Source organism: Actinomyces sp. 2119 (genome assembly GCF_003591215.1).
Taxonomy (GTDB): Bacteria; Actinomycetota; Actinomycetes; order Actinomycetales; family Actinomycetaceae; genus Actinomyces; species Actinomyces lilanjuaniae.
The window spans coordinates 1-21753 of the sequence record NZ_QYRR01000001.1 but is presented as its reverse complement, the minus strand read 5'-3'; the positions used below and the strand labels follow the sequence as shown (position 1 = coordinate 21753).

The 21753-nt window shown below is 68.1% G+C and carries 20 protein-coding genes; all 20 read right to left on the bottom strand.

Features of this window, described 5'->3' with window-relative positions; translation table 11 throughout:
• Nucleotides 1-36: 36 nt before the first annotated feature.
• On the bottom strand, nucleotides 37-1059 hold the full coding sequence (locus D4740_RS00100) for a LacI family DNA-binding transcriptional regulator (RefSeq protein ID WP_119834932.1): 1023 nt from the start codon (nucleotides 1057-1059) through the stop codon (nucleotides 37-39).
• Nucleotides 1060-1300: 241 nt separating this feature from the next.
• Nucleotides 1301-1690: a metal-sulfur cluster assembly factor gene (locus D4740_RS00095; RefSeq protein ID WP_119835215.1), complete on the bottom strand. Its 390-nt coding sequence runs from the start codon at nucleotides 1688-1690 to the stop codon at nucleotides 1301-1303.
• Nucleotides 1691-1748: 58 nt separating this feature from the next.
• Nucleotides 1749-2237: a Fe-S cluster assembly sulfur transfer protein SufU gene (sufU, locus tag D4740_RS00090; protein ID WP_119834931.1), complete on the bottom strand. Its 489-nt coding sequence runs from the start codon at nucleotides 2235-2237 to the stop codon at nucleotides 1749-1751.
• Nucleotides 2238-2239: 2 nt separating this feature from the next.
• Nucleotides 2240-3568, bottom strand: coding sequence for an aminotransferase class V-fold PLP-dependent enzyme (locus tag D4740_RS00085; protein WP_119834930.1), 1329 nt, complete (start codon nucleotides 3566-3568; stop codon nucleotides 2240-2242).
• Nucleotides 3569-3613: 45 nt separating this feature from the next.
• Nucleotides 3614-4363 carry a Fe-S cluster assembly ATPase SufC gene (sufC, locus tag D4740_RS00080; protein ID WP_119834929.1) on the bottom strand — a complete coding sequence of 250 codons (750 nt, stop codon included), beginning with the start codon at nucleotides 4361-4363 and terminating at the stop codon, nucleotides 3614-3616.
• A gap of 102 nt (nucleotides 4364-4465) precedes the next feature.
• Nucleotides 4466-5719 (bottom strand): Fe-S cluster assembly protein SufD, encoded by a 1254-nt coding sequence (gene sufD / locus D4740_RS00075; RefSeq protein WP_119834928.1) that lies wholly within the window; start codon nucleotides 5717-5719, stop codon nucleotides 4466-4468.
• Nucleotides 5720-5787: 68 nt separating this feature from the next.
• A complete protein-coding gene (gene sufB / locus D4740_RS00070) occupies nucleotides 5788-7227 on the bottom strand; it encodes a Fe-S cluster assembly protein SufB (RefSeq protein ID WP_119834927.1) in 1440 nt (479 codons plus the stop codon).
• Nucleotides 7224-7958, bottom strand: coding sequence for a metalloregulator ArsR/SmtB family transcription factor (locus D4740_RS00065; protein ID WP_119834926.1), 735 nt, complete (start codon nucleotides 7956-7958; stop codon nucleotides 7224-7226). The genes sufB and D4740_RS00065 overlap by 4 nt, the downstream gene beginning before the upstream one ends.
• Before the next feature lie 325 nt (nucleotides 7959-8283).
• Nucleotides 8284-8955, bottom strand: coding sequence for an NUDIX hydrolase (locus D4740_RS00060; RefSeq protein WP_119834925.1), 672 nt, complete (start codon nucleotides 8953-8955; stop codon nucleotides 8284-8286).
• Nucleotides 8956-9095: 140 nt separating this feature from the next.
• The gene (locus tag D4740_RS00055) at nucleotides 9096-10265 is read right to left on the bottom strand and encodes a glycosyltransferase family 4 protein (protein WP_119834924.1); all 1170 of its coding nucleotides are present in this window, start codon (nucleotides 10263-10265) and stop codon (nucleotides 9096-9098) included.
• Nucleotides 10262-12016 carry a murein biosynthesis integral membrane protein MurJ gene (gene murJ / locus D4740_RS00050; protein WP_119834923.1) on the bottom strand — a complete coding sequence of 585 codons (1755 nt, stop codon included), beginning with the start codon at nucleotides 12014-12016 and terminating at the stop codon, nucleotides 10262-10264. The genes D4740_RS00055 and murJ overlap by 4 nt, the downstream gene beginning before the upstream one ends.
• Complete coding sequence (locus D4740_RS00045) at nucleotides 12016-12918, bottom strand: hypothetical protein (protein WP_119834922.1); 903 nt, start codon at nucleotides 12916-12918, stop codon at nucleotides 12016-12018. The genes murJ and D4740_RS00045 overlap by 1 nt, the downstream gene beginning before the upstream one ends.
• A gap of 98 nt (nucleotides 12919-13016) precedes the next feature.
• A complete protein-coding gene (locus tag D4740_RS00040; protein WP_119834921.1) occupies nucleotides 13017-13949 on the bottom strand; it encodes a copper transporter in 933 nt (310 codons plus the stop codon).
• Nucleotides 13950-13997: 48 nt separating this feature from the next.
• Nucleotides 13998-15203: a putative cytokinetic ring protein SteA gene (gene steA, locus D4740_RS00035; RefSeq protein WP_119834920.1), complete on the bottom strand. Its 1206-nt coding sequence runs from the start codon at nucleotides 15201-15203 to the stop codon at nucleotides 13998-14000.
• Entirely contained in the window at nucleotides 15200-17029 is a 1830-nt protein-coding gene (gene recN, locus D4740_RS00030; RefSeq protein WP_119834919.1) for a DNA repair protein RecN, read from the bottom strand. Before recN ends, steA begins: the two co-directional genes overlap by 4 nt.
• Entirely contained in the window at nucleotides 17026-17925 is a 900-nt protein-coding gene (locus tag D4740_RS00025) for an NAD kinase (RefSeq protein ID WP_119835214.1), read from the bottom strand. The genes recN and D4740_RS00025 overlap by 4 nt, the downstream gene beginning before the upstream one ends.
• Before the next feature lie 140 nt (nucleotides 17926-18065).
• Nucleotides 18066-18956 carry a TlyA family RNA methyltransferase gene (locus D4740_RS00020; RefSeq protein WP_119834918.1) on the bottom strand — a complete coding sequence of 297 codons (891 nt, stop codon included), beginning with the start codon at nucleotides 18954-18956 and terminating at the stop codon, nucleotides 18066-18068.
• 2 nt (nucleotides 18957-18958) lie between these two features.
• The gene (locus tag D4740_RS00015; RefSeq protein ID WP_119834917.1) at nucleotides 18959-19171 is read right to left on the bottom strand and encodes a hypothetical protein; all 213 of its coding nucleotides are present in this window, start codon (nucleotides 19169-19171) and stop codon (nucleotides 18959-18961) included.
• A 31-nt stretch (nucleotides 19172-19202) separates the two neighbouring features.
• Complete coding sequence (locus tag D4740_RS00010) at nucleotides 19203-20321, bottom strand: HAD-IIA family hydrolase (RefSeq protein WP_243106973.1); 1119 nt, start codon at nucleotides 20319-20321, stop codon at nucleotides 19203-19205.
• Complete coding sequence (locus D4740_RS00005) at nucleotides 20314-21129, bottom strand: hypothetical protein (protein WP_243106972.1); 816 nt, start codon at nucleotides 21127-21129, stop codon at nucleotides 20314-20316. Before D4740_RS00005 ends, D4740_RS00010 begins: the two co-directional genes overlap by 8 nt.
• Between the last annotated feature and the right edge of the window lie 624 nt (nucleotides 21130-21753).

Below are 21753 nucleotides of genomic sequence, written 5' to 3'. Positions count from 1 at the left end.
TCGTGGGACCAGGAGGGTTCAAAGCGTGCGGGTCCCTCAAGGTCCCGAGGGCGAGGAGCCGACGCGCGGAGCGGCTGTGGAGCCACGGGTGAACAACTCGCAGGGAAAACGGTGCACGGCGGGAGGGTCGGGCAGGTCACCTGTGACAAGCCGACGCACCAGCCAGTCAGCCATCTCGTAGTGCGGTAGGCGCAAGGTAGTCAGGGCGGGGGCCAGATTGGTCGAGATGAGCCTCAGGTCGTCAAAACCGACAACCGACAGGTCCTCAGGAACAGACAGCCCGAGAGACGCCGCCGCACGGTACACCCCGGCTGCCATCCCGTCGTTGTAGCAGAAGACGGCGGTAGGACGGTCCCTGCGCTCCAGGAGCCTCCGGGCAGTCGCCTCGGCGGAGTCAGGATCATTGCCACCGCTGACGACGAGCGAGGTGTCCGTGCCGATCCCGGCCTCGCGAAGGACCCTGAGGTAGGCGGCACGGCGCAGTCCTACGGCGAGCGCCGGGTCGTCGTGGGTGATGTGCCCGATCCGCCGGTGGCCAAGGGCCAGAAGGTGGGTGACAGCCGCTCGGGTAGCGCCCTCCTCGTCAGGAACCACACCAACGACGTCGTCCCGGTCGGCAAAGCCGTTGAGCACGGCGACGGCCTCCGGCCCGGGAACCACGTGCACCTCCTGGTGGTACATGGCGGCATAGAGGACGGCGTCGACCCGCCGTGACCGGAACTCACGCACAGCCCTGCCGGTCTGCTCGGGGTGTCCACCAGAGTCTGTCAGCAGCACCGACCAGCCCAGCTCCCGGCTGGCAGCGAGGATGGCCTCGATCATTGCCACGGCATAGGGCGTGGACAGGACCTGCTCAGCCAGGACACCGATGGTGCTGGTCCTACGACTGCGCAAGCTACCGGCCAGCGCATCACGCACGTACCCGAGCTCGTCAGAGACGGCACGCACCCGGCTAGCCGTGGCAGAGGAGACGCGTCCCTCCGCCTTGCCGGACAGGACCAGGGACGCGGTAGCGGTGGAGACCTGCGCCCTCTGCGCAACCTCAGCAAGAGTCGCCATCGTCCCCTCCTGGCTGGTAGCGGGGCCGGGCAGCCTCGCCCGACAGCAAGAGTCTGGACCCCGAGACCGCGTTAGTCAACCGATTAACTTCCTGGTCACAGATACCACATCGGTGTCGCCAAGGCTCTTCGGAGACACCACCACGCCGAACAGCCTGGCGCTGACGGGCCCCTGGGCACGTACCAGTTCACGAGCGTGGACCTGCCCACACACCCTGTTCTGTGCGGGACAGTCACGAGCCTCAGACGTTGAAACCCAGTGCGCGCAGCTGCTCGCGACCCTCAGGGGTGATCTTGTCCGGTCCCCACGGCGGCAACCATACCCACTGGATACGCACCTGGTCGACGATCCCGACCAGGGCCTGCTGGGCCTGCTCCTCAATGACGTCGGTCAGCGGGCACGCGGCAGTTGTCAGCGTCATGTCCAGCACCACAGTGCCGTCCGGCTCGATCGACACGCCGTAGAGCAGTCCCAGGTCGACCACATTGATCCCCAGCTCCGGGTCAATGACATCACGCAAAGCCTCCTCAACGGCGGCGACGTCGACCTGTGAGGCCACAGGAGTCGGCTGGTGCCGGGCCGCCATAGGGTTATCGGGGGTCGGAGGTGCCGTCGGGTTGTTACTCGTCATCATGTCTCCTCCTGTCAGCTCTTGCCAGGTTATTCGTGACCGGGAAGCAGGCGATCGCCTACCCCGTCTGCTCAGGGTCTTCCTGTGCCTGGTGCGTCGCCAGGGAGGTACCCGTGCGGGCCAGGGCGTCCTTGAGCGCCATCCAGGCCAGGAGAGCACACTTGACACGGTTGGGGTACTTGGAAACCCCCTCAAAGGCAGCCGCGTCCTCAAGCCCGTCTAGAATCGCCTCGTCAACTCCTTGTCCCCGGGAGTGCATAAGGGTGGAGAAGTCCCGTTCCAGCCTTGCCACAGCCTCCAGGTCCGCACCATCGACCAGGTCATGCATGACTGAGGCTGAGGCCTGGGAAATGGAGCATCCCTGTCCCTGCCACCCCAGGGAGACGATCACCCCGTTCTCCACACGCACACCGAGGTCGATCTCGTCACCACAGGTCGGGTTGACCTGGTGACTGGTGGCCTGCGCGTCCTGCGGGAGCCCCTCCCCGTGCCGCTCGCGGGAGTGGTCGAGGATGACCTGCTGGTAGAGACGGTCGAGCTCGTTCATGATCACCTCAGAAAATAGTCCCGGACAGTGCCGACGGCAGCAAGGAACCTGTCCACGTCCTCAGCACTGGTGCACGGCCCCAGGGACACCCGGGAGGAGGACCGGACGCCAAAGTGCTCATGGAGAGGCTGGGCGCAGTGATGGCCGGTACGCACCGCGATCCCCTCAGCGTCTAGGAACTGGCCTACGTCGTGGGGATGGACACCCGCGACGCTGAAGGCGACGACGCCAAGACGCTCGTCCGTGCTGCGCGGGCCGATGACATGGACCCCGTCCAGCTGGCCCAGCCCCTCCAGCAGGCGCGTGGTGAGGCGGGACTCAGAAGCGTGCAGGCAGTCCATACCCAGCTCGGCCAGGTAACCGACGGCCGCCTGCCAGCCCGCGGCCTGGGCCAGGGGCTGGCTGCCTGCCTCAAAGCGGGCGGGTCCGCTCATATAGGTGGAGGACTCCATGGAGACGTGCTCAATCATGGAGCCACCGGTCAGGACCGCCGGCATGGCCTCCAGCAGCTCCTGAGTGGCAACCAAGGCGCCGATACCCGTGGGTCCCAGCATCTTGTGGCTGGACAGCACCATGGCGTCCACGCCGTCAGCGCTCAGGGAGGCGAAATCCAGGGGCAGGTGAGCCGCGGACTGGCAGGTGTCCAGGAGGACAAGCGCCCCCACCTGGCGAGCACGCGGCAGGATCTCCCCCACAGGAGTGACCGCCCCGGTGACGTTGGAGGCGTGGGTCAGGGCCACTACCCTGGTCCGCTCGGTCAGGACGCCCACGGAACCAGGGTCGATGCGCCCCTCCTCGTCCAGCTCCATCCAGCGCAGGACAGCCCCGGTCCGCGCACACAGCTCCTGCCAAGGCACCAGGTTGGCGTGGTGCTCGGCCCGGGTCACCACGACCTCGTCACCTGGCCCTAGGCACAGCCTGCGCGCAGGGTCAGCACCGGCAGACGGGGCGCCCCCACGGGCGGCGGGGCGGCCCAGGCTGGCATGGCCGACTGCCAGTGCCAGGAGGTTGACGGCCTCCGTCGCGTTCTTGGTGAAGACCAGCTGGTCAGGACGGGCACCCACAAAGGCAGCGACCGCCGCACGAGCGTCCTCCCATACTGCTGTCGCCTCGTCGGCAAGCTGGTAGGTGGAGCGTCCAGCGGCCCCGTTGCTCATGCGGTAGTACCGTTCCTCGGCCTCCAGGACGACCGCTGGCTTCTGGCTGGTGGCGGCCCAGTCCAGGTAGGCCAGTGGTGCGCCGTTACGGGCTGGACGCTCCAGGTAGGGAAAGTCGGCTCGCACACGGGCAAGCTCCTCCGGGCTCGTAGGAGTCGTGGCAGCGTGGGTCATCGGGTGCCTCCCAGCAGGTGGGTCGCAGGTGTCAGGGCTTGCCGCCTAGGAGAGGAACCGGTCGTAGCCCTCCTCCTCGAGGCGGTCGGCCAGGTCCGGTCCCCCCTGCTCGGCGACACGCCCGTCAACGAACACGTGGACGTGGCTTGGCTTGATATAACGCAAGATCCGGGTGTAGTGAGTGATGAGGAGGAAACCCGCGTCGGAGGAGCCGTGAAGACGGTTGACTCCCTCGGAGACCACGCGCAGCGCATCCACGTCCAGGCCGGAGTCGGTCTCGTCCAGGACGGCGAAACGGGGTTTGAGGAGCTCCATCTGGAGGATCTCGAAGCGCTTCTTCTCCCCGCCCGAGAACCCGGTGTTGACGTCACGCTCGGAGAAGGAGGAGTCCATGCGCAGCCTCTCCATGGCGGCATCGACCTCACCCACCCACTGGCGGACCTTAGGAGCCTGCCCGTCCAGGGCCGTCTTGGCGGTGCGCAGGAAGTTTGCCACCGTCACCCCGGGCACCTCCACCGGGTACTGCATAGCCAGGAACAGGCCGGCACGTGCCCGCTCGTCCACGCTCATCTCCAACAGGTTGGCTCCGTCGAGGAGGACCTCGCCATCGGTGACCTCGTACTCAGGGTGACCGGCGATGGAGTATGCCAGGGTGGACTTACCCGACCCGTTGGGACCCATGATCGCGTGGATCTCGCGGGAGTCGATCGACAGGTCCACTCCCTTGAGAATGGGTTTGGGGCCGTCGTTGGTCTCGACCTGGACATGAAGGTTCTTAATGGTCAAGGTGCTCATATAAGGAGTTCTCTCGGCTGGCTGTGGTCATGGTCGTGTCTGGGGATACTGGTGCGGCAGCATATGGCGCCTTTGTGACGCCGTGACACCGCCCGAGGGTGCCTAGGAGGAGGCAGATACCTGGTCCTGGAACGGGGCTGAGATGACGCCGGTCAGCGCCAGCTCGGCCTCGATGGCGCGCATGAGCCGGTCCTCCACTTCGGGAACACCGATCTCAGCGACGATCTCGTTGAAAAAGCCCAGCACCACCAGGCGTCGGGCCTCGGTCTCGGTGATCCCCCGGGCGCGCAAGTAGAAGAGCTGCTCGTCGTCAAAACGCCCCGTGGCGCTGGCGTGACCGGCTCCCTCGATGCTGCCGTTCTCGATCTCCAGATTGGGGACGGAGTCGGCCTTGGCCCCCTCGGTGAGGACCAGGTTGCGGTTGAGCTCGTAGGTATCCGTCCCGCGGGCCTCGGCTCCGATGAGACAGTCCCCCACCCACACGGCGTGGGCACGCTCCCCCTGCAGCGCCCCCTTGTAGGTGACCCGGGAGTAGCAGTGCGGCTGCGTGTGGGCGACGTAGGGCCGGTGCTCCTGGTGCTGGTCCGCGTCGGTGAAGTAGACGCCGTAGGCGTCGATGTGCCCGCCCTCTCCGGCAAAGCCGAAGTCGGGGCAGATGCGCACGTCCCCTCCCAGGGAGACAACGACGTGCTTGAGGATCCCGCGCCCCTCGACACGTACCCGGTGGTTGGAGGCGTGGACAGCGGTGTCGTCCCATCCCTGGACGGTGACCACCGTGAGCTCGGCCCCGTCAGCCACAAGGATCTCTACCGCCTGGGTCAGCAGAGCCGCCCCGGTGTGGTCAATGATTACCGTCCCCTGGGAGCCGGCCTCAGCCTGGACCAGGATGTGCTGGGCGGTGGGGCGGACCAGCTCCTTGTCGTGCCCGATGACGTTGATGCGCGCGGCGCGCTCGAGCCGAGACCCAGCCGACAGGGTGAGGACGGTCGCGGTTGAGAAGCCCGTCCAGGCTACGACCCCGGTCCGGTCCACAGGTGCGCCGACACGTCCCAGACGCGGGTCAGAGCGAGGGACGGTCTCCACAACCGCTCCCTCTGGAAGATCCGCCTCCTGGCTGAGCGGCCCCCCGTCGGAGGCCCCCGCAGCAACCTTGTCAGCGTCAAAGAGCGGGGCGAAGCGCTTGACGGGGGTAAAGCGCCACTCCTCCTCACGCCCGTGAGGTACCGGGATGTCCGCCGGGTCGAAGGACGTCACACGGTCGGCCCGGGAAGAGGTGTAGCGGGGAGCACGGGGATCCCCGTGGGAGTGCGCCCCCTCCAGCACCGCGCTGGAGTGGTCGGTGACGAGTTCAGTCATTCATGGCTCCTTGCCGTTCAACGGCTCACAGGTGTCTCGACGGTCATGGCCCCGGGGGCGAGCCCCGGTCAGCCCACGGAGTTCTCCATCTGCAGCTCGATGAGCCGGTTGAGTTCCAGGGCGTACTCCATGGGTAGCTCGCGGGCGATGGGCTCGACAAATCCGCGCACGATCGTGGCCATGGCCTCCGTCTCCGTCAGGCCGCGCTGCATAAGATAGAACAGCTGGTCGGCGCTGACCTTGGAGACGGTGGCCTCGTGCCCCATCTCCACGTCGTCAGTACGCACGTCGACGTAGGGGTATGTGTCGGAGCGGGAGATCTCGTCCACCAGCAGCGCATCACACAGCACGTTGGACTTCGAGCTGCGCGCGTTCCTCATGACCTGCACCAGGCCGCGGTAGGCGGAGCGCCCCCCGTGCCGGGCGATGGACTTGGAGACGATGTGGCTGGAGGTACGGGGCGCCATGTGCACCATCTTGGCGCCGGTGTCCTGGTGCTGACCCTCCCCGGCGAAGGCGATGGACAGGGCCTCGCCCCGGGCGTGGGGGCCCATGAGGAAGACAGCCGGGTACTTCATGTTCCGCTTGGAGCCGATGTTCCCGTCGATCCACTCCATGGTGGCCCCCTCGGCGCAGGTGGCACGCTGAGTGACCAGGTTGTACACGTTGTTGGACCAGTTCTGCACGGTGGTGTAGCGCACGCGGGCGTTCTTCTTCACGATGATCTCCACGATGGCAGCGTGCAGGGAGTCCGTGGAGTAGATCGGGGCCGTGCAGCCCTCGACGTAGTGGACGTAGGAGTCCTCGTCAGCGATGATGAGCGTACGCTCGAACTGGCCCATGTTCTCGGTGTTGATACGGAAGTAGGCCTGCAGGGGGATCTCCACGTGGACGCCCGGGGGCACGTAGATGAAGGAGCCCCCGGACCACACGGCGGTGTTGAGGGCGGCGAACTTGTTGTCGCCGGCGGGGATGACCGTGCCAAAGTACTCCCTGACCAGTTCGGGGTACTCACGCACGGCGGTGTCCGTGTCCACGAAGATGACGCCCTGCGCCTCCAGGTCCTCACGAATCTGGTGGTAGACGACCTCGGACTCGTACTGGGCAGCCACACCCGCCACCAGCCGCTCACGCTCCGCCTCGGGGATACCGATACGGTCGTAGGTGTTCTTGATGTCCTCAGGCAGGTCGTCCCAGGAGCTTGCCGGGCGGTCGGTGGAGCGCACGTAGTACTTCACCGCGTCCATGTCGAGCTCAGACAGGTTGACGCCCCACGTGGGCATCGGCTTGCGCTCGTAGGTCTGGTAGGCCTTGAGCCGCTTGGCCAGCATCCACTCGGGCTCGCCCTTGATCGCGGAGATCTCACGGACGACCTGCTCGTCAAGACCACGCTTGGCGTTGGCTCCTGCCTCGTCGGAGTCGTGCCAGCCGAAGTCGTAGGTCGTCGGTATCGAGTCGATGATCTCGTCGTCAGTGCTACGCACAGTGTCGGTCGTGGGTGCCGTCATCGGGTTCCTTCCGGTCGTCGGGCCTGTTGTTGACCCTTCCTCCTCGCCGCCCTGACCGCACGCTTACGCAGCGCGGGGACAGCGATAGGAATATGAGTGGTGCACACGTGCTCACCCCCGGCCAGAGTGGCCAGACGCTGCACCGGGACGCCAACCAGCCTGGAGATCGCCTGGGTCTCGGCGTCGCACAGCTCGTGGAACTCTCCCGCCACCTCACGCACAGGGCAGTGGCCCTGGCACAGCTGGACAGCGTAGGAGCCATCCCCGACATCACGCACCGAGGCGGCATAGCCGTCCAGGGTGAAGGCGTCAGCCAGTGCCCGCGCACGCTCGGCAGGGTCCTGACCAGCCGCCTCGACAGCGGCGCAGTATCGACGCTCCAGGTCCCGCCCGCGGGCTGCGGCGAAGGAACCTACGGCACGCTCCCCCGCTACCTGGGACAGATAGCGCAGGGCATGGCTGGCCAGGTCAGAGTAGCCGTCCGCAAAACTGGTGCGCGCCTTGGAGGTTAGCACGTAGTGACGCGCCGGACGCCCGCGCCCGCGGCGCAACGGCGTCGCCGGGGTGTGGACCTCGATCTCCTCCGACTCCTCCAGCACGGTGATGTGCCTGCGCACCGCCGCGGGAGTCAGCCCCAGCACCTTGGCGAGCTGCGCCGCCGAGACGGGGCCCTTCTCCGCGATGAGGTCAAGGACCCGGGCGCGGGTGGAGTCGTCGTCAGCCTGTGCCATGGCGTGCTCCTCTCCGTCTCCTCTGGTGGCCTCACCACGGCCGCTCAGGGGTCGTGGGTCCTGTGTGGCAACGGCCGATCAGGACCGGGGTGCGGTTCATCGTCGTTCCACAACTTTAACTCATATAGTGCTTGCAAAATTCGAAGTCCGCAAGTTGGCGACATGGTGTCACCGGGTGGGATCAAACACATCTGTCAATGAAAGGCAGTTATTATTGAAGCATCGCCTACAAATCCCGCAGGCAATACCTCGCGCCCGGCTACTACGTATTCCGCGCCCTGACCACACCTCACTGGCAGGAGCGGGAGCCAGGTAGTCCAGGCAGTCACAGACTGTAGGGACTGCGCAGCCACGGCGCGTCAGGAGCGCGCAGCCGCGCGTAGCCCTCAGCCCGGGCCTTGTGCACGGCCAGCAGTCCTATCACGGTGGACGGATTGTGGAGACTGCCGGAGACCACGGCCTCGACAGCAGCCTCCAGGGGCACCCAGGTGGGGACGATCTCCGCCTCCTCGGCCTGACGCGGCCTCCTGAGGGAGCGGGGCAGCAGGTCCAGGTCACGAGCCAGAAAGACCCGCACGCCCTCGGTGGTGAACCCGGGCGAGGCGTAGAAGTCCGCCAGGACGTCCCAGCGCTGGGCAGCGTAGTCGGTCTCCTCGGCCAACTCGCGCCGGGCAGCCTCTACCGGGGACTCCCCCGGAACGTCAAGCAGACCTGCCGGGACCTCCCACAGGGCAGCACGCACCGGGTGGCGGTACTGGCGGACCATAAGGACCTCTGCGGCACCGTGGGGCTGGGAGGAGTCACCGCCCTGCCTCAAGGCAACCACGGCCACGGCGTCGTGGTGGGCCACGACCTGGCGCGCCACCGGCTCCTGGCCCGGGCGCAGCACCACCTCCTCAGCACCAACGGCAAAGATCGGCCCCTCCCACACCCGCTGGCACGCGGCCACCTCCCGGTACTGCCGCTCGTCCGCGGTCCCCGGCACCTGAGCGCTCATCGGTCCTCCCGTCAACGACCGCAGCGGGGGCGCAAACCACCACTGCCGACACGACGCCACAGGCTGGTGCGCGCGGCCGTCGGCCACCGCGCCTGACAGTACCCTGACAGCACCGTGGCAGAGTCCAAGGTAGCGGCGCGTCACACGCCCAGTGCCCGGTGCAGCTGCACAAGAAGATCGTCGTCCGTGGGCAGGCTGGCGGCGGCACCATGCGCCCGCTCCCGAGCCTGCCGCAGCCTGTCGGGGCTGGTCAGGAGCGCCCCAACTGCCTCCGCCACCTCCTGGGAGCAGGGTGGCACAAGCACCGCCCCGCCACGGACCGTGAGGGCCGTGCCGCCCACGTCGGTGGCCACGACGGCTGCCCCGGCTCGCAGGGCCTCCTGGAGAGTCAGGGGCTGTCCCTCCCACAGGCTGGTCTGGACGACGACCTCCGCCTGCGCCATGAGCGCAGCGGCTCCCTCGCGACGCCCCAAGAGCCTGACAGGCAGGCTCTCGGCGTCAATGCGCTGCTGGGCCTCCGCCCGTGCGGGACCGTCACCGACGACGACCCACTCGAGCGTGGGCAGCCTGCCTTCTGCCGCACGACGTCCCAGGACGGCAGCAGCGTCCAGCAGCACGTCCAGGCCCTTCTGGGGCGCCAGCCGGGCCACGGTCAGGACCCGGCGGAGTCCGGGTGCCCACACCGCACTGGGCACGGCGTCTGACGCCGCATCGGACATGCTCCCGGAAGCAGGTTCAGGCACGTCCCCGGAGGCGGCCATGGTCTCGGCCCCCCCTCTGGGAGCCCACGGCGCCGGGACTACAGCCAGCTCCACGGCGGCGGCTCCCCGGCCCTGGGCTCGCCCGGCCAGGTCAGGGCTGACAGCCAGGACCAGGTCGGCGCGAGCCGCCACCAGGCCCTCCAGGCCGCCCCCCACGAGCCGAGCCAGTCGCCCCCCAACCGTGAGGTTATGGACGGTGACCACTAGCCTGGGCCGACCCACTCGCCGCCCTCCTACCGCCACGGCGGCCAGTGCCCCCGCCCTCAGGCCGTGGGCGTGCAGGACCTCGGCACCACGCGCCAACCGGCGCAGCCGTACCAGGGCACCCGCCACGCGGGCCGAGGGCCGTGAGCCGATCCCCAGCACCTCCCGGTGCGCCCGCCCGGTGTCAAGCCCCTCCAGCACCGCAGCAGGAGCAGCCACCAGCACGTCGCAGCCGTCAGCAGCCAGAAGGCGCGCGCACTGCGCCAGATGGGCGCGCACACCGCCTGCTGCCATCCCGCTGACCTGCAGCACGCGGGGGCGACGCCCCCGGGCCTGAGCACTCATACCTGCTCCTTACCCAGAGAACCCGTGTCAGCGGGGCCACGGCGACCCCGCCCCCGCAGGACGTGGAGGATGCCACGATGTGCCGCTGCGGCTGCCGCAGCCACCGCCGCCGCACACACGACGGCCCCTACAGCGGCGAGAGCCGCCGCGACAGCCACCGGCTCCACGGCCGCCACGGCAGCACGCAGGCCGAGACCAAGAAGCGCCACGACCGGTATGCCTGCTCCCAGGACGGCCAGGCTTCCTGCCAGCACCTGCGCACCGAAGCGGCGCGCGACAGCAGCCCCCAGGCCGACAGCCGCCACCGTCATCCCCACGCCCTGTCCCAGTGCCAGAGCCACCAGAGTCCCTGAGGCGTCAGCCCCCTGGGGAGCCAGGATGCGGACACACACGGCCGAGGCGACCGCGACAGCCAGCCAGCCAGCCACTGTCGATCTAGCGGCGTCACCAGCATGATCCGCGGCGTAGAGCACACGCGTGACCTGATAGATCAGGGCGTAGCCCACCAGCGCGGGAGACAGCACCGCCAGCGCAGGTCCCATACCCTCCACCGGGGCCAGGAGGCTGAAGAAGCGCTCCGCCACCTGGGAGACCACCAACAGCATCCCGGCACCCGCAAGCGCCACGGCAGTCACCAGGGCGGTGGCATCAGCCACCAGCTGCCGAGCAGTCCCAGGAAAAGCCCCGGGAGAAGACTGCTCCCTGGACCCGGTACCCTCACCGCCGCGCTCCCCGGCACGACCGTCGCAGCCGTCGGGGCTGTTGGTCGGCACCTGCTGCTCCTGCCCCGCCTCCAGCCGGTCCCCGTGCTGCCGGGTCTCGAATGCTGCCGACAGGCGCGGGTAGAGGACGGTGGCAACCGGCACGACCAGGACAGCGTAAGGCAGCGCGTAGACCGCCTGGGTGTACTGGTAGACGGCCACGGTCCCCGTGGTCCCTGCCGACCGGGCCAGTGCCAGGACCACTACGACGCTCAGCTGCTGGGCCAGGAGCGTCCACACCCCGGCTGCCCCCAGGCGCCAGGCACGTCGGGCGAGGGCTCCCCCCAGGCCCAGGGTGGGACGCAGACCCAGTCCCAGGCGGTGCACCGGCCACAGCAGAGGCAGGCTCAGGGCAGCCACGCCTGCTGTGGTCCCCCAGCCCAGGACGTACAGGGAGGCCTCGCCCCCCTCCGGCTGCCACCCGCCCATCGCCGCGTAGAGCCCATAGGCACCCATGACCGTGACCGAGGACAGCACTGGTGTCAGCGCCGGCCAGGTGAAGGAGCCGTGAGCCTGCAGGATCCCGGTCAGGACGACGCCAAGTCCGTACAGGGGGACCTGGAGGGCGAACATTCGTAGGAACCCGGCCACGAGGGAGACCTGTACCGAGGCGTCCACCCCCTGGGAGACCGGGAAGGCGGCGGCCACAAGCTCAGCCAGGACGGCCAGGAGGATCGCCAAGGGGGTCAGGACTGCCAGGACGACTCCCAGCAGGCCGCTGGCGGTGGTACGCACCTCCTCCTGGCGACCGCCACTAACTGCCCCCGCCAGGAGAGGGACCACGGTAGCGGCCAGCGCTCCGCCCACCACGACCTCATAGAGCACGTTGGGCACCTGGTTGGCGGTGCTGTACGCGCCTGCGACTGTTCCGGACCCGACGGTGACCGCCTGGACCACCCAGCGTCCCAGCCCCAGCACACGGGACGCGAGGGTGAGCCCGGCAACACCTCCTGCCGCAGCAAGCCCTCCCCGGGCGGGACCGCCAGCCATCAGGGGCGGCGGCCCAGGCGGTCAAGCGCTGCCAGAGCAGGGACCTTGTCAATCACCGAGCTGAAGGAGACCTTCTCGCTGGCCAGGACAAGGACCACCCCGAGAAGGGCTGCCGCCTCACGCGCAACCCGGCAGGGGTGCGACGCCACCGCAGTGCCCACCAGGGCACCCAGGGCGTTGGCACCGGTGTCACCAAGCATGGTGCGCTCCCGCAGGTCGCCGGGCAGGCAGGCGGCCACGACGCCCAGCGCTCCAGCCGCGAGGCGGCGCGAGGCCGCTGCCCGGTCAATGGGCACCACGAGCACGAGGGCGGATACCAGGCCGGTCGCCTTGAGCGTCCGGCCTGGCCGCAGGTCGAGCAGGTTCATCACGTTGGCCCACGAGGCGATCGTGACCGTGGTGACCACGGCGTCACCCAGGACGGCACATCGTCGGGCGCGGCCCGCCCCTGCCCGCCCGCGGCCACGGTCAGCTGCGAGCAGGCCCCCGGCCACCGCCGCACCTGCTCCGATCACCACGATCTTCACGACCCCGGTGGTGACCCTACCGCGGGCCAGAGCGCCCAGGTGACCTCTGAGACCCTTGGCAACGTGCTCACCGTCATGAGCACCCTCGTCCAGGTCGTCAACCAGTCCTGCCACCGCGCCGGCCCCGGTCGCCACCGCCGCAGGTACCACCGTGCCCGCAGCCTGCTCCCCGGCAGCCAGGCACGCCACCACGCTCCCGACCGCGGCTCCAGCGCCCCCGCGCAGACTGACCCTACGTCCGTGGAAGTTGGTGCGCGTGAGCACGGGGGACCTGCCAGCCAGCCCCGTGCACGCGCACAGGGCAGCACAGGCTGAGCCCAGCGCCGCCGTTGCCAGGCGGCGTGAGGAAACGGTGCTGCTCCTCGTCAGTCTCATGGGACCAGCCTAGGCTGCCGACCTCAGCAGGGCGGGGTACCGGCTCACCAGGACCAGGTCGCAGCCCCGAGGAGGGACCCTGTAGGTGAAGCACCAGCTTACCCCGGCACAGGAGGCATGACGGCGGTGGCGCCCTGGTCAAAGCCATAGTGGCCTACCGTGCCTGCCTCGGTGGCAACCAGGGCCAGCGGGGTCGATACCGCCGCAGGGGCCTGCCCCACCGAGTCCACGGTGGTGACAGCAGCGTCGTCTGAGCGAATCAGGGCGACGACGCCTGTGCTCTCGTCGGCCGATCCCACGACAACCGTGGTCGCTGCGGAGCCCGCACCGGTCATGACGGGGACCCAGGAGCCAGGCTCGGTACCGTCAGTCGCCTGTGGTGTCGCTGTGCCGGAGGGTCCGCCGGAGGAGGGCTGCGCCCGTGGCCCGACGACAACGACCATGTCGGCGGGGCCGCTCGGCTCGGCCTCAGTTGTCATGAGGGGGTCCTCGCCTGCAGTGAGCAGGTTTTCCAGTGCCCTGGCGCTGCCGTCGTCCCCGGTCAGGGCCTTGCCCACCCCCTCCCCCATGACGGCGTTGGGCGCAGACGACGCGGGGTCTGCCAGCAGGTCGGTGAACTGCTCGGAGTAGGTGCTGCGGTAGCTCTCCCGAGAGCGCTCCACCCACGTCTCCGTCAGGGCGTAGCGTCCGTCGGCCGCTGCTCCGGCCGCCTGCAGCTGGGCGACAATCTGGTCGGCATCATCCTCCTCAGCACCGGGAAGCATGACGACAGCCACCGTCTGGCCACTGAGCGTTCCCGGAAGGAGAGAGCGGGCCACCTGGGTGATGTAGGTGTCACGCTCGTTGAGCGCCGATGCTGTCTGCTCAAGCTGGCTGTTAAGGGTGTTGCGACTCTCACGCAGAGAAGTGACCTGGTCGTTGAGCGCTGTGCCGAGGGAGTTCTGGAGCGGTCCGGCCCCCAGGACGATCCCGACCGCAAGCGCCAGGAAGACAGAGATGAGAGAGACCAGGTGGTAGCGGAAGTCGATCATAGTTACTGCCTCACGTCCTCAGAAGTCCGTAGCGTGCCTTAACCTGCCTTACACGGTCGGGGGCCGTGGGGACAGTCCCACCAGTGAGCGGAAGAAGTTGACGATGTCGTCCCAGATCGCACCGAACAGCCCCAGGAAGGTCTGGCCCCCCGGGGTTGACATCAGGGCCGCTGTGAGGGCAAGGACACCGGCCAGTGCCAGCAGGAGCAGCCACCACCCTGAGATGCGGGTCCGGTAGAGGCGGGAGACCCCCTTGGCGTCGATGAGACGGCCGCCAACCTTGAGACGGGTCAGGAAGGTGGAGGACATCCCTGAGCGCCCCTTGTCCAGGAACTCCACGAGGGTGGCGTGCGTACCCAGGGCGACGATGATCTCCGCGTCCGCCTCGTCAGCCATGAGCATCGCGATATCCTCTGAGGTACCGGTGGCGGAGAAGACGTGGTGGCTCACGCCCAGCTCTTCCACACGCTCAAGACCAGGGGCACGGCCGTCACGGTAGGCGTGGACGACGATCTCCGCACCGCAGGACAGTGCCCTGTCAGAGACCGAGTCCATGTCGCCCACGATCATGTGGGGTTTGAGACCCGCCTCCAGCACCGCGTCAGCCCCTCCGTCGACACCGATGATGACGGGCTTGTACTCGCGGATATAGGGCCGCAGCGCCCTAAGGTCCTCCTTGTAGGAGTACCCGCGCACCACGACCAGGACGTGCCGCCCCCCCATCTGCGTAGACACCTCGGGCATACCGACACCGTTGAGCAGCAGGTCCCACTCCCCGCGCATGTACTCGATGGTGTTGGCAGCAAAGGCCTCTAGCTGGACGGCGAGCCCTTTCCGGGCAGAGGCCATGGAGGCCTCCACAGTCTCGGCGCTCTGGCGCGTCCCCTCGGCAACCGGCTGCTCCTCGTCCGGGAGCAGGACGGTCCCGTCCCGGATGATGACTCGCTGCCCGTCGTGCAAGCGCATGACCTCCGGGCCGAGGTCGTCAACCAGGGGTATTCCCGCCTCCACCAGGACGCCGGGGCCAAGGTTGGGGTAGCGGCCGGACACCGAGGGGGCAGCGTTGAGCACAGCCGAAGGGCGGCACTCGACCAGTGCCTCCGCAGCTACCCGATCGAGGTCAGCGTGGTCGATAACGGCGACCTCACCGCTTTGAAGGCGCTTGGTGAGCCTTTTGGTACGCGAGTCGACACGGACCACACGGGTGGAGCGGTCAGAGCCTGACGGCGGCGTCCTGCGGAAGGGGTTCCTCACGCCTGGGATTGTGCCACGGTGGCCTCGCGGAGCAACTCGGCAGCGTGGCGAACGGCAGCCTGGGAGTCCTCGTGCCCCGACAGCATGCGCGCCAGCTCTCGCTGGCGCTGCCTGCCCTCGACAGCGGTCACGGTCGTCAGCGTCTGCGCCGCGGTATCAGGCTGCACAGAGGCAGTGTCAGGGGCGCTGCCACCAGCCACCGCACCCACGTGCCCCGTGGGTGCGGCCGTCTGCCGACGCACCACCAGGTGGGTGTCTGCCCATGCCGCTACCTGGGCTAGATGAGTGACTACTACCACTTGATGGCGGCGCGACAGCCGCGCGAGCCGTCGTCCGACCTCTCGGGCGGCCCGTCCCCCGACCCCCGCGTCGATCTCGTCGAAGACAAGGGTGCGGGTGTGCGCGGATCCTCCCACCGGGTCCCGGTCCTGCGGCTGCGCCTCCGCCAGGACGACCTCCAGGGCCAGCATGATCCGGGAGAGCTCTCCTCCTGAGGCCCCCTTGCCCAGGGGCAGGGCCGGGGCACCGGGGTGGGCGACCAGCAGGAACGTCACCGACTCGGCTCCGGCAGGCCCCGGCTGGTCGAGCGCGGTGAGCTTGACGACCAGGCGGGAGCCTGCCATCTGCAGTCCGTTGAGCTCGGCGGTGACAGCCTCCTCCAGGCGACGTGCCAGCACGGCGCGCGCACCGGACAACTCGCTGCAGGCTGTGGAGAGCTCGTCGTCGGCCTCAGCCAGCCGCTGCACCAGCAGCGACTCGGTGTCTCCGGGGCCGTCCAGCTCGCAGAGGCGCCGCACCGCCCGCTGCTGCCAGGCCAGCAGGGCGTCAACGTCCTCTAGGTGCTCAGCCACCCCGCCGATCTCCTGGCAGCCCCGGGCCAGGGCAGCGCGACGGTCCTGGACCCAGGCCAGGCGTGCCGGATCGGCCTCCAGATCCTCCAGGTATCCCGCCAGGTCGGCAGAGACATCTGCCGCTTCAATACCCAGCCGACGGGTACGGTCAGCCAGGTCTGCCAGGGTCGGGTCCACGGCGGCCACGGCGGCCAGCGCCCGGTCCGCCCTGGCCGCCAGGGTGACGACGTCGGCGGGGTCCTCGAGTGACTCCTCACGCCCGCTGAGAGACACTAGGGCCGACTCGGCCGCACGGCGCAGGTCCTCCGCGTTGTCCAGCCGCTCGGCCTCCTCCCTCAGCCTATGGTCCTCCCCGGGCTGGGGGGCAAGATCGTCAAGCTGGTTGAGCCAGGCGCGCAGCCGTTCCGTCTCCTGAGCGCGCTCCTGGGCTGAGGCCTGCCAGGAGGCAAGCTCCTCCGCAGCCTCCTTCCGGTGCCGGTAGGCCTGGGAGTAGCGTCGGCACACCTGAGCGTGCCCGTTGCCTCCCAAGGAGTCCAGGGCTGCCCGCTGGGCGGAGGCAGAGCGCAGCCGGAGCTGGTCAGTTTGTCCGTGGACGGCGACGAGCGTGGTGCCGACCTCGGCGAGAACTGCTGAGGGCACTGAGCGACCCCCGAGGTAGGCACGTGAGCGTCCTGAAGCAGGGACGGCCCGGGAGGCGATGAGAGCCTCTCCGTCAAGCTCAGCACCTGCCTCGACTGCACGTGCAGCAGCCCGGGAGGTGGGCTCTAGCAGGAAGGTCCCCTCGACCAGGCAGCGCCGGGCACCAGCACGCACCACCGAGGCATCCGCCCGCTGCCCCAGAAGAAGACCCAAGGAGGTCAGGACCATGGTCTTTCCCGCACCAGTCTCTCCCGTCAGGGCGGTCAGCCCCTTGCTCAGGGACACCTCAGCCTCCTGGATGACCCCGAGGTCCTCAATGCGCAGGGAGTCGATCATTGTGTCTGCTCCCCCGGTGGCCGTCGCTGGGCGGTTCCGTAGCTGCCTGCCCCAGGCGAGGCGCGCCACCCTTGGACGGGCAGTCCCAGCTTGCGCACCAGACGCGTGGAGAAGGGGGCGTCGTTGAGCCGGGCCAGCCTGACGGGCCGATCTGCCCGGACGACCCGGATACGGCTGCCCGAGGGGACGTCGAGACTACGTCGGCCGTCACACCAGATCTCGGCCCCACCGAAGCCGCCGTGCTGTACGACGACCTCGAGGCAGGAGTCAGGACCCAGCACGAGGGGACGCGTGAACAGGGCGTGGGCAGCGACCGGTACCAGAAGGAGGGCCTCGACCTCCGGCCATATGACGGGTCCGCCGCAGGAGAAGGCGTAGGCGGTGGACCCGGTCGGGGTGGACACGATGAGGCCGTCACACCCGAAGGAGGAGACCGCCTGGCCGTCCACACCGATGGCGACCTCCAGCATGCGGGCACGGTCACGTTTCTCCAGTGCGGCCTCGTTGAGCGCCCACTGGTGCCGGGTCGAGCCGTCGGGCGCGATAACCTCGACGTCAAGGGCCGTGCGGGTCTCTACGGTAAAGCGTCCCGCGACGATGTCGGCGACCACCTGCTCGACAGCGTCCGGATCAGCCTCAGCCAGGAACCCGATGTGCCCCGTATTGATCCCAACTAGGGGGATGTCGCGCTGACGAGCCTCCTCACAGGCCCGCAGGATCGTGCCGTCACCTCCCAGGACCAGGACCATGTCTACCGGCAACTCACTGCCCGGGGCGACCGGCTCCACGCCGTGCTCACGCAGAGCCGCCTCCGCCCGGGCAACAGCGTTGGCCGTGGGGGCAGACCTGAGGTGACGAGGCACCGGCTGGTCATTGCGGTCACGACGAAAGACCATGACACGACGCACAACCTGCCGCTGGTTGTGGGTGTCGGCACGGCTAGGGACTCCCCGGCCGTGAGTCGCCGCCGAGGAACTAGCGTCATACCCACCGCAGTCCTCAACACGTGCCGCCCCAGCCCAGGCCCCAGGGCCGCTCATAACAGGGTCCTCCCGTCGTCACTGCTACAGTCAGCGGGCCGCTCCGTCTCCGCCGGCCCTTCCCGGACGGCTCGCTCAGCCTCAGCGCGCAGGCGCGCCCCAGTCAGGCTCTCATGGTGCGGGGCCCCGGCAGCGTGCATGCTCACAAAGTACTCCACGTTGCCTGCGGGGCCAGGCAGGGGCGAGGCCGTCACGGCGTCAGTGTTCAGCCCGAGGCTGTGCGCGTGGTGGGCGACCGCAAGCACCGTCTCGATATGCAGCAGGGGGTCACGCACGACACCGTTGCGCCCTACCCGATTCTTTCCCACCTCGAACTGGGGCTTGACCATGAGCAGCAGGTCCGCGTCAGGCGCGGCTGCCTGCACCAGGGGCTCCAGGACCAGGGTCAGTGATATGAAGGACAGGTCAGCAACGACAAGCCCGGGCGCAGGAGCAACGAGCCGGGGGTCGAGTGTACGCACGTTCGTACGCTCCAGCACCGTCACACGCGGATGCGTCCGTAGCGACCAGGCCAGCTGACCGTAACCGACGTCAACAGCGACGACATGCTCAGCCCCACGGCGCAGCAGAACGTCGGTGAATCCCCCGGTTGACGCCCCAGCATCCAGGCAGCGGCGTCCCTGGACGCCGGGGGCGAGGCCCCGCGCGGCTAGGGCCTCAAGGGCACCCTCCAACTTGTGGGCTCCCCGGGAGACATAGGTGTGCTGGTCACCGTCAGGGGCAGCGAGCTGGAGGGCCTGGGCAGGGCTGACCTGACGCGCCGGCTTGGTCACCACGACACCGTCAACGGTGACCTGCCCGCTGGTCACCAACGTCGCGGCGTGGTCACGAGAGCGAGCCAGGCCACGACGAACCAGCTCGGAGTCGATACGGATGAGACGGGCCACGCTCAGTCCCCGGTCTCGCGGAGCATGCGGGAGAGACGGTCGTAGAGCTGTGCCAGGGCCGAGACCTGCTCCTGCGGATCCATCTGAGCGATCTGGGCGAGACGCTGCTCATCCTCCGCGACGTCACCGGGAGGAGGCAGGGTAATGTCATCATGGGCCTGTGTCGCCGGTGGAGTATCAGCCGAGCGGGCTGAGCCCGCGGAACCACTACTCATGGTATGCTGCTCACAAGAGAGATGTCCGTTGTCATGCTGCCTGCGACATGGAAGCCTCGACATCGATATGAGGGACAGTGAGTCCCGCCGCAGCTCCGGGCGCCTGGGAGTCTGTCCACTCCCAGGCGGCACAGGCGAGAGCACGGTAGGCATCAAGGCTTACCCGGACGGAGTCGCCGCCCAACGTGCCCACGGTGTCCAGCACTAGCTGGCTGGCACGCACGCAGGCGCGCCAGGCCCCCACCTGCCACCAGACCGACTCCTGCTCTACGAGCCGCACTGCCCCTGGGTGCGGCTGGACCAGACCACGCAGGTCTGTGTGCAAAAAGCTCGGGCGCGCCGACGGCGGAGCCAAAATAACGTCCCGGGCGTCCGACACCCCGGTGAGGACGTGGAGACCGGGGACAGCGGCATGGCGCGCACCGGTAAGGTCGGTGTCCAGCCTGTCACCCACTGCTAGGGGGGCAGTGCCTCCCGAGTGTGCCAGTGCTCTCCGGTAGATGCCGGCATGGGGCTTGCCGCCCACCAGAGGCTGCCTACCCGTGGCTGAGACGACAGCGGCTACAAGACTGCCGTTTCCCAAGGCTAGGCCTCGTTCCGTCGGAAGAGTCACGTCACGATTGGTGGCCACGTGCAGCGCTCCCTGACTGACAGCGTAGGCGGCCTCTGACAGCATCGCCCAGCCGACGGAGGCGTCCCACCCCTGGAGGACTGCTACCGGTCGGTCCTGCGCCGTATATGTCGTGACGTACCCTGCCTCAACCAGAGCCTGACGTACCCCCTCCCCGCCGACGACCAGCACGGTGGAGCCCTGGGGGATGTGCTCACGCAGCAGCGCCGCACCGTCCATAGCGGCCGTAAACACCTCCGAAGGACGCGCCTTGATGCCGTTGGCTTCCAGCTTGTCGACAACCGCCTGCGGAGGCCGGGAGGCGTTGTTGGTGACAAAGGACAGCGTCATACCGCTGTCACGCGCCGCGTTAACCGAGGCGGCAGCATGCAGGATGCGGGACTCGCCCGCAAAGCACACGCCGTCGAGATCGAGCAGCGCCACGTCATAGGCCTCGCACAAGGGCCTGCTGCTTCCTAGCAGCCTTGCTGGTTCCAATGGCGCCGCCCCAGTCGTGCCCTCACTCCTGTCGTTAGTCACGAGCACCGATGCCTTCATCCCCCGACGCCCTGTCATAATAACCACCCTCCACCTGGGCAGCGTCATCGGGATCGCGCTCATCTTGCGAAGCAGGACCAGTGTCGCCCAGAAGTTCAGCGACCTCCTCCTCGACTCGCTGCTCAAAAGTCTTGCCCTGCTCACGCGACAGGTCACTAGGGGGGGTGACAGCGGTGGTGTCCTCCTGGTGCAATCCGTCCTGCGAGGCAGGTACTACACTGGAGGAGCCGAACTCCTGGTCGTAGTCGTCCTCAATGTCAAACACCTCGACTAGCTCCTCCAGGCGGTTGAGGTCGTAATCAGCAATACGCTGACGAACTGCCTGTGCCTCAGCACGGCGGCCAAGCCCTTCCAGGCGGTCCGCACGTACTGAATGCAACCGCCGTAGGATGTCAGGGCTCCTGGGAGCAGAACGAATAGCGTCCTCAATAACGACCAGGCCCAGTTCCACCTGTCCCATCTCGTGACGGACCCCAGAGACAACCATCGCCAACTCTGCGCGCTCAATATCGTCAAGTTGTTGGGGATCAGCCTCCTGAGCCACCCTGAGAGCCTTGTCGTAGTGACCTAGTGCCCGTTCGCAGTCGGCCTCGATAGCACGATGAAGGTCGTACCCGGACAGTCGCCTCACTGTCCGGATGTCGCGCAGCGCTTCCGCATAGTGTCCAGACACGTAAGCGGCTACCGCAGCCGTCTCTCGCACCACCGCGATACGACCAGCGCTGTCGGCAGCGTATCGCGCATGCCTGTAGGCCGCCTGCGGATCCTCGTCGAGCAGATACTGGACCATGACAAGATGGCGAGCGACCTTGTCGGCGTTAAGCCGCCCCAACGGACGTAACTGCCTCAGAGCGCCACGCTCAAGATCCGAAGGAGACACCGAGTCTGGAAGATCAGGTGCCTTACGTCTCTGGGACGAACGTCGCCCGGAACTGTCCCTCCGACTCCGAGGCCCCTGCCTAGAGGTGCCCGACCCCTCGCTGTGCGCCATCGGCCGCCCACTGTTGGACAGACGGATACCAGACCGCTCACTGCGCTCAGTAACAGGGTCAGAGACGATATCACGCCCACGTCTCACAGCCCCAGTCAACTCGGCCTCGTCGGGGTCACGGCTCCAACGCGGACCAAAGCCATGTCGCTGTGAACCCGCAGTACCCGACTTGCTACCGGAGCGACGACCGTCGTCAACGTCAGCCATCGCTGCTCCTTAGGCCGAGCATAGTTGGTACCGTGTTCTCCTTTTAGTTGGCTGGGGTGGCCGGGGGGTGGCGCCCCCGCCTTTTTTTCTTTGCTCCCCCGCCCCGCCCCCCCCGGGGGGGGCGGGGCGGGGGGTGGTGTGTGCTCGGTGGTGTCCTGCTCTCCCGTCCCCTGGCGGGGACAGTACCATCGGCGCTGGCAGGCTTAGCTTCCGGGT

Bases quoted from the DNA above. Each gene is read 5' to 3' on its own strand.
- D4740_RS00100 (WP_119834932.1), bottom strand. From the start codon at position 1,059: ATGGCGACTCTTGCTGAGGTTGCGCAGAGGGCGCAGGTCTCCACCGCT.
- D4740_RS00095 (WP_119835215.1), bottom strand. From the start codon at position 1,690: ATGACGAGTAACAACCCGACGGCACCTCCGACCCCCGATAACCCTATG.
- sufU (WP_119834931.1), bottom strand. From the start codon at position 2,237: ATGAACGAGCTCGACCGTCTCTACCAGCAGGTCATCCTCGACCACTCC.
- D4740_RS00085 (WP_119834930.1), bottom strand. From the start codon at position 3,568: ATGACCCACGCTGCCACGACTCCTACGAGCCCGGAGGAGCTTGCCCGT.
- sufC (WP_119834929.1), bottom strand. From the start codon at position 4,363: ATGAGCACCTTGACCATTAAGAACCTTCATGTCCAGGTCGAGACCAAC.
- sufD (WP_119834928.1), bottom strand. From the start codon at position 5,719: ATGACTGAACTCGTCACCGACCACTCCAGCGCGGTGCTGGAGGGGGCG.
- sufB (WP_119834927.1), bottom strand. From the start codon at position 7,227: ATGACGGCACCCACGACCGACACTGTGCGTAGCACTGACGACGAGATC.
- D4740_RS00065 (WP_119834926.1), bottom strand. From the start codon at position 7,958: ATGGCACAGGCTGACGACGACTCCACCCGCGCCCGGGTCCTTGACCTC.
- D4740_RS00060 (WP_119834925.1), bottom strand. From the start codon at position 8,955: ATGAGCGCTCAGGTGCCGGGGACCGCGGACGAGCGGCAGTACCGGGAG.
- D4740_RS00055 (WP_119834924.1), bottom strand. From the start codon at position 10,265: ATGAGTGCTCAGGCCCGGGGGCGTCGCCCCCGCGTGCTGCAGGTCAGC.
- murJ (WP_119834923.1), bottom strand. From the start codon at position 12,016: ATGGCTGGCGGTCCCGCCCGGGGAGGGCTTGCTGCGGCAGGAGGTGTT.
- D4740_RS00045 (WP_119834922.1), bottom strand. From the start codon at position 12,918: ATGAGACTGACGAGGAGCAGCACCGTTTCCTCACGCCGCCTGGCAACG.
- D4740_RS00040 (WP_119834921.1), bottom strand. From the start codon at position 13,949: ATGATCGACTTCCGCTACCACCTGGTCTCTCTCATCTCTGTCTTCCTG.
- recN (WP_119834919.1), bottom strand. From the start codon at position 17,029: ATGATCGACTCCCTGCGCATTGAGGACCTCGGGGTCATCCAGGAGGCT.
- D4740_RS00025 (WP_119835214.1), bottom strand. From the start codon at position 17,925: ATGGTCTTTCGTCGTGACCGCAATGACCAGCCGGTGCCTCGTCACCTC.
- D4740_RS00015 (WP_119834917.1), bottom strand. From the start codon at position 19,171: ATGAGTAGTGGTTCCGCGGGCTCAGCCCGCTCGGCTGATACTCCACCG.
- D4740_RS00005 (WP_243106972.1), bottom strand. From the start codon at position 21,129: ATGGTCCAGTATCTGCTCGACGAGGATCCGCAGGCGGCCTACAGGCAT.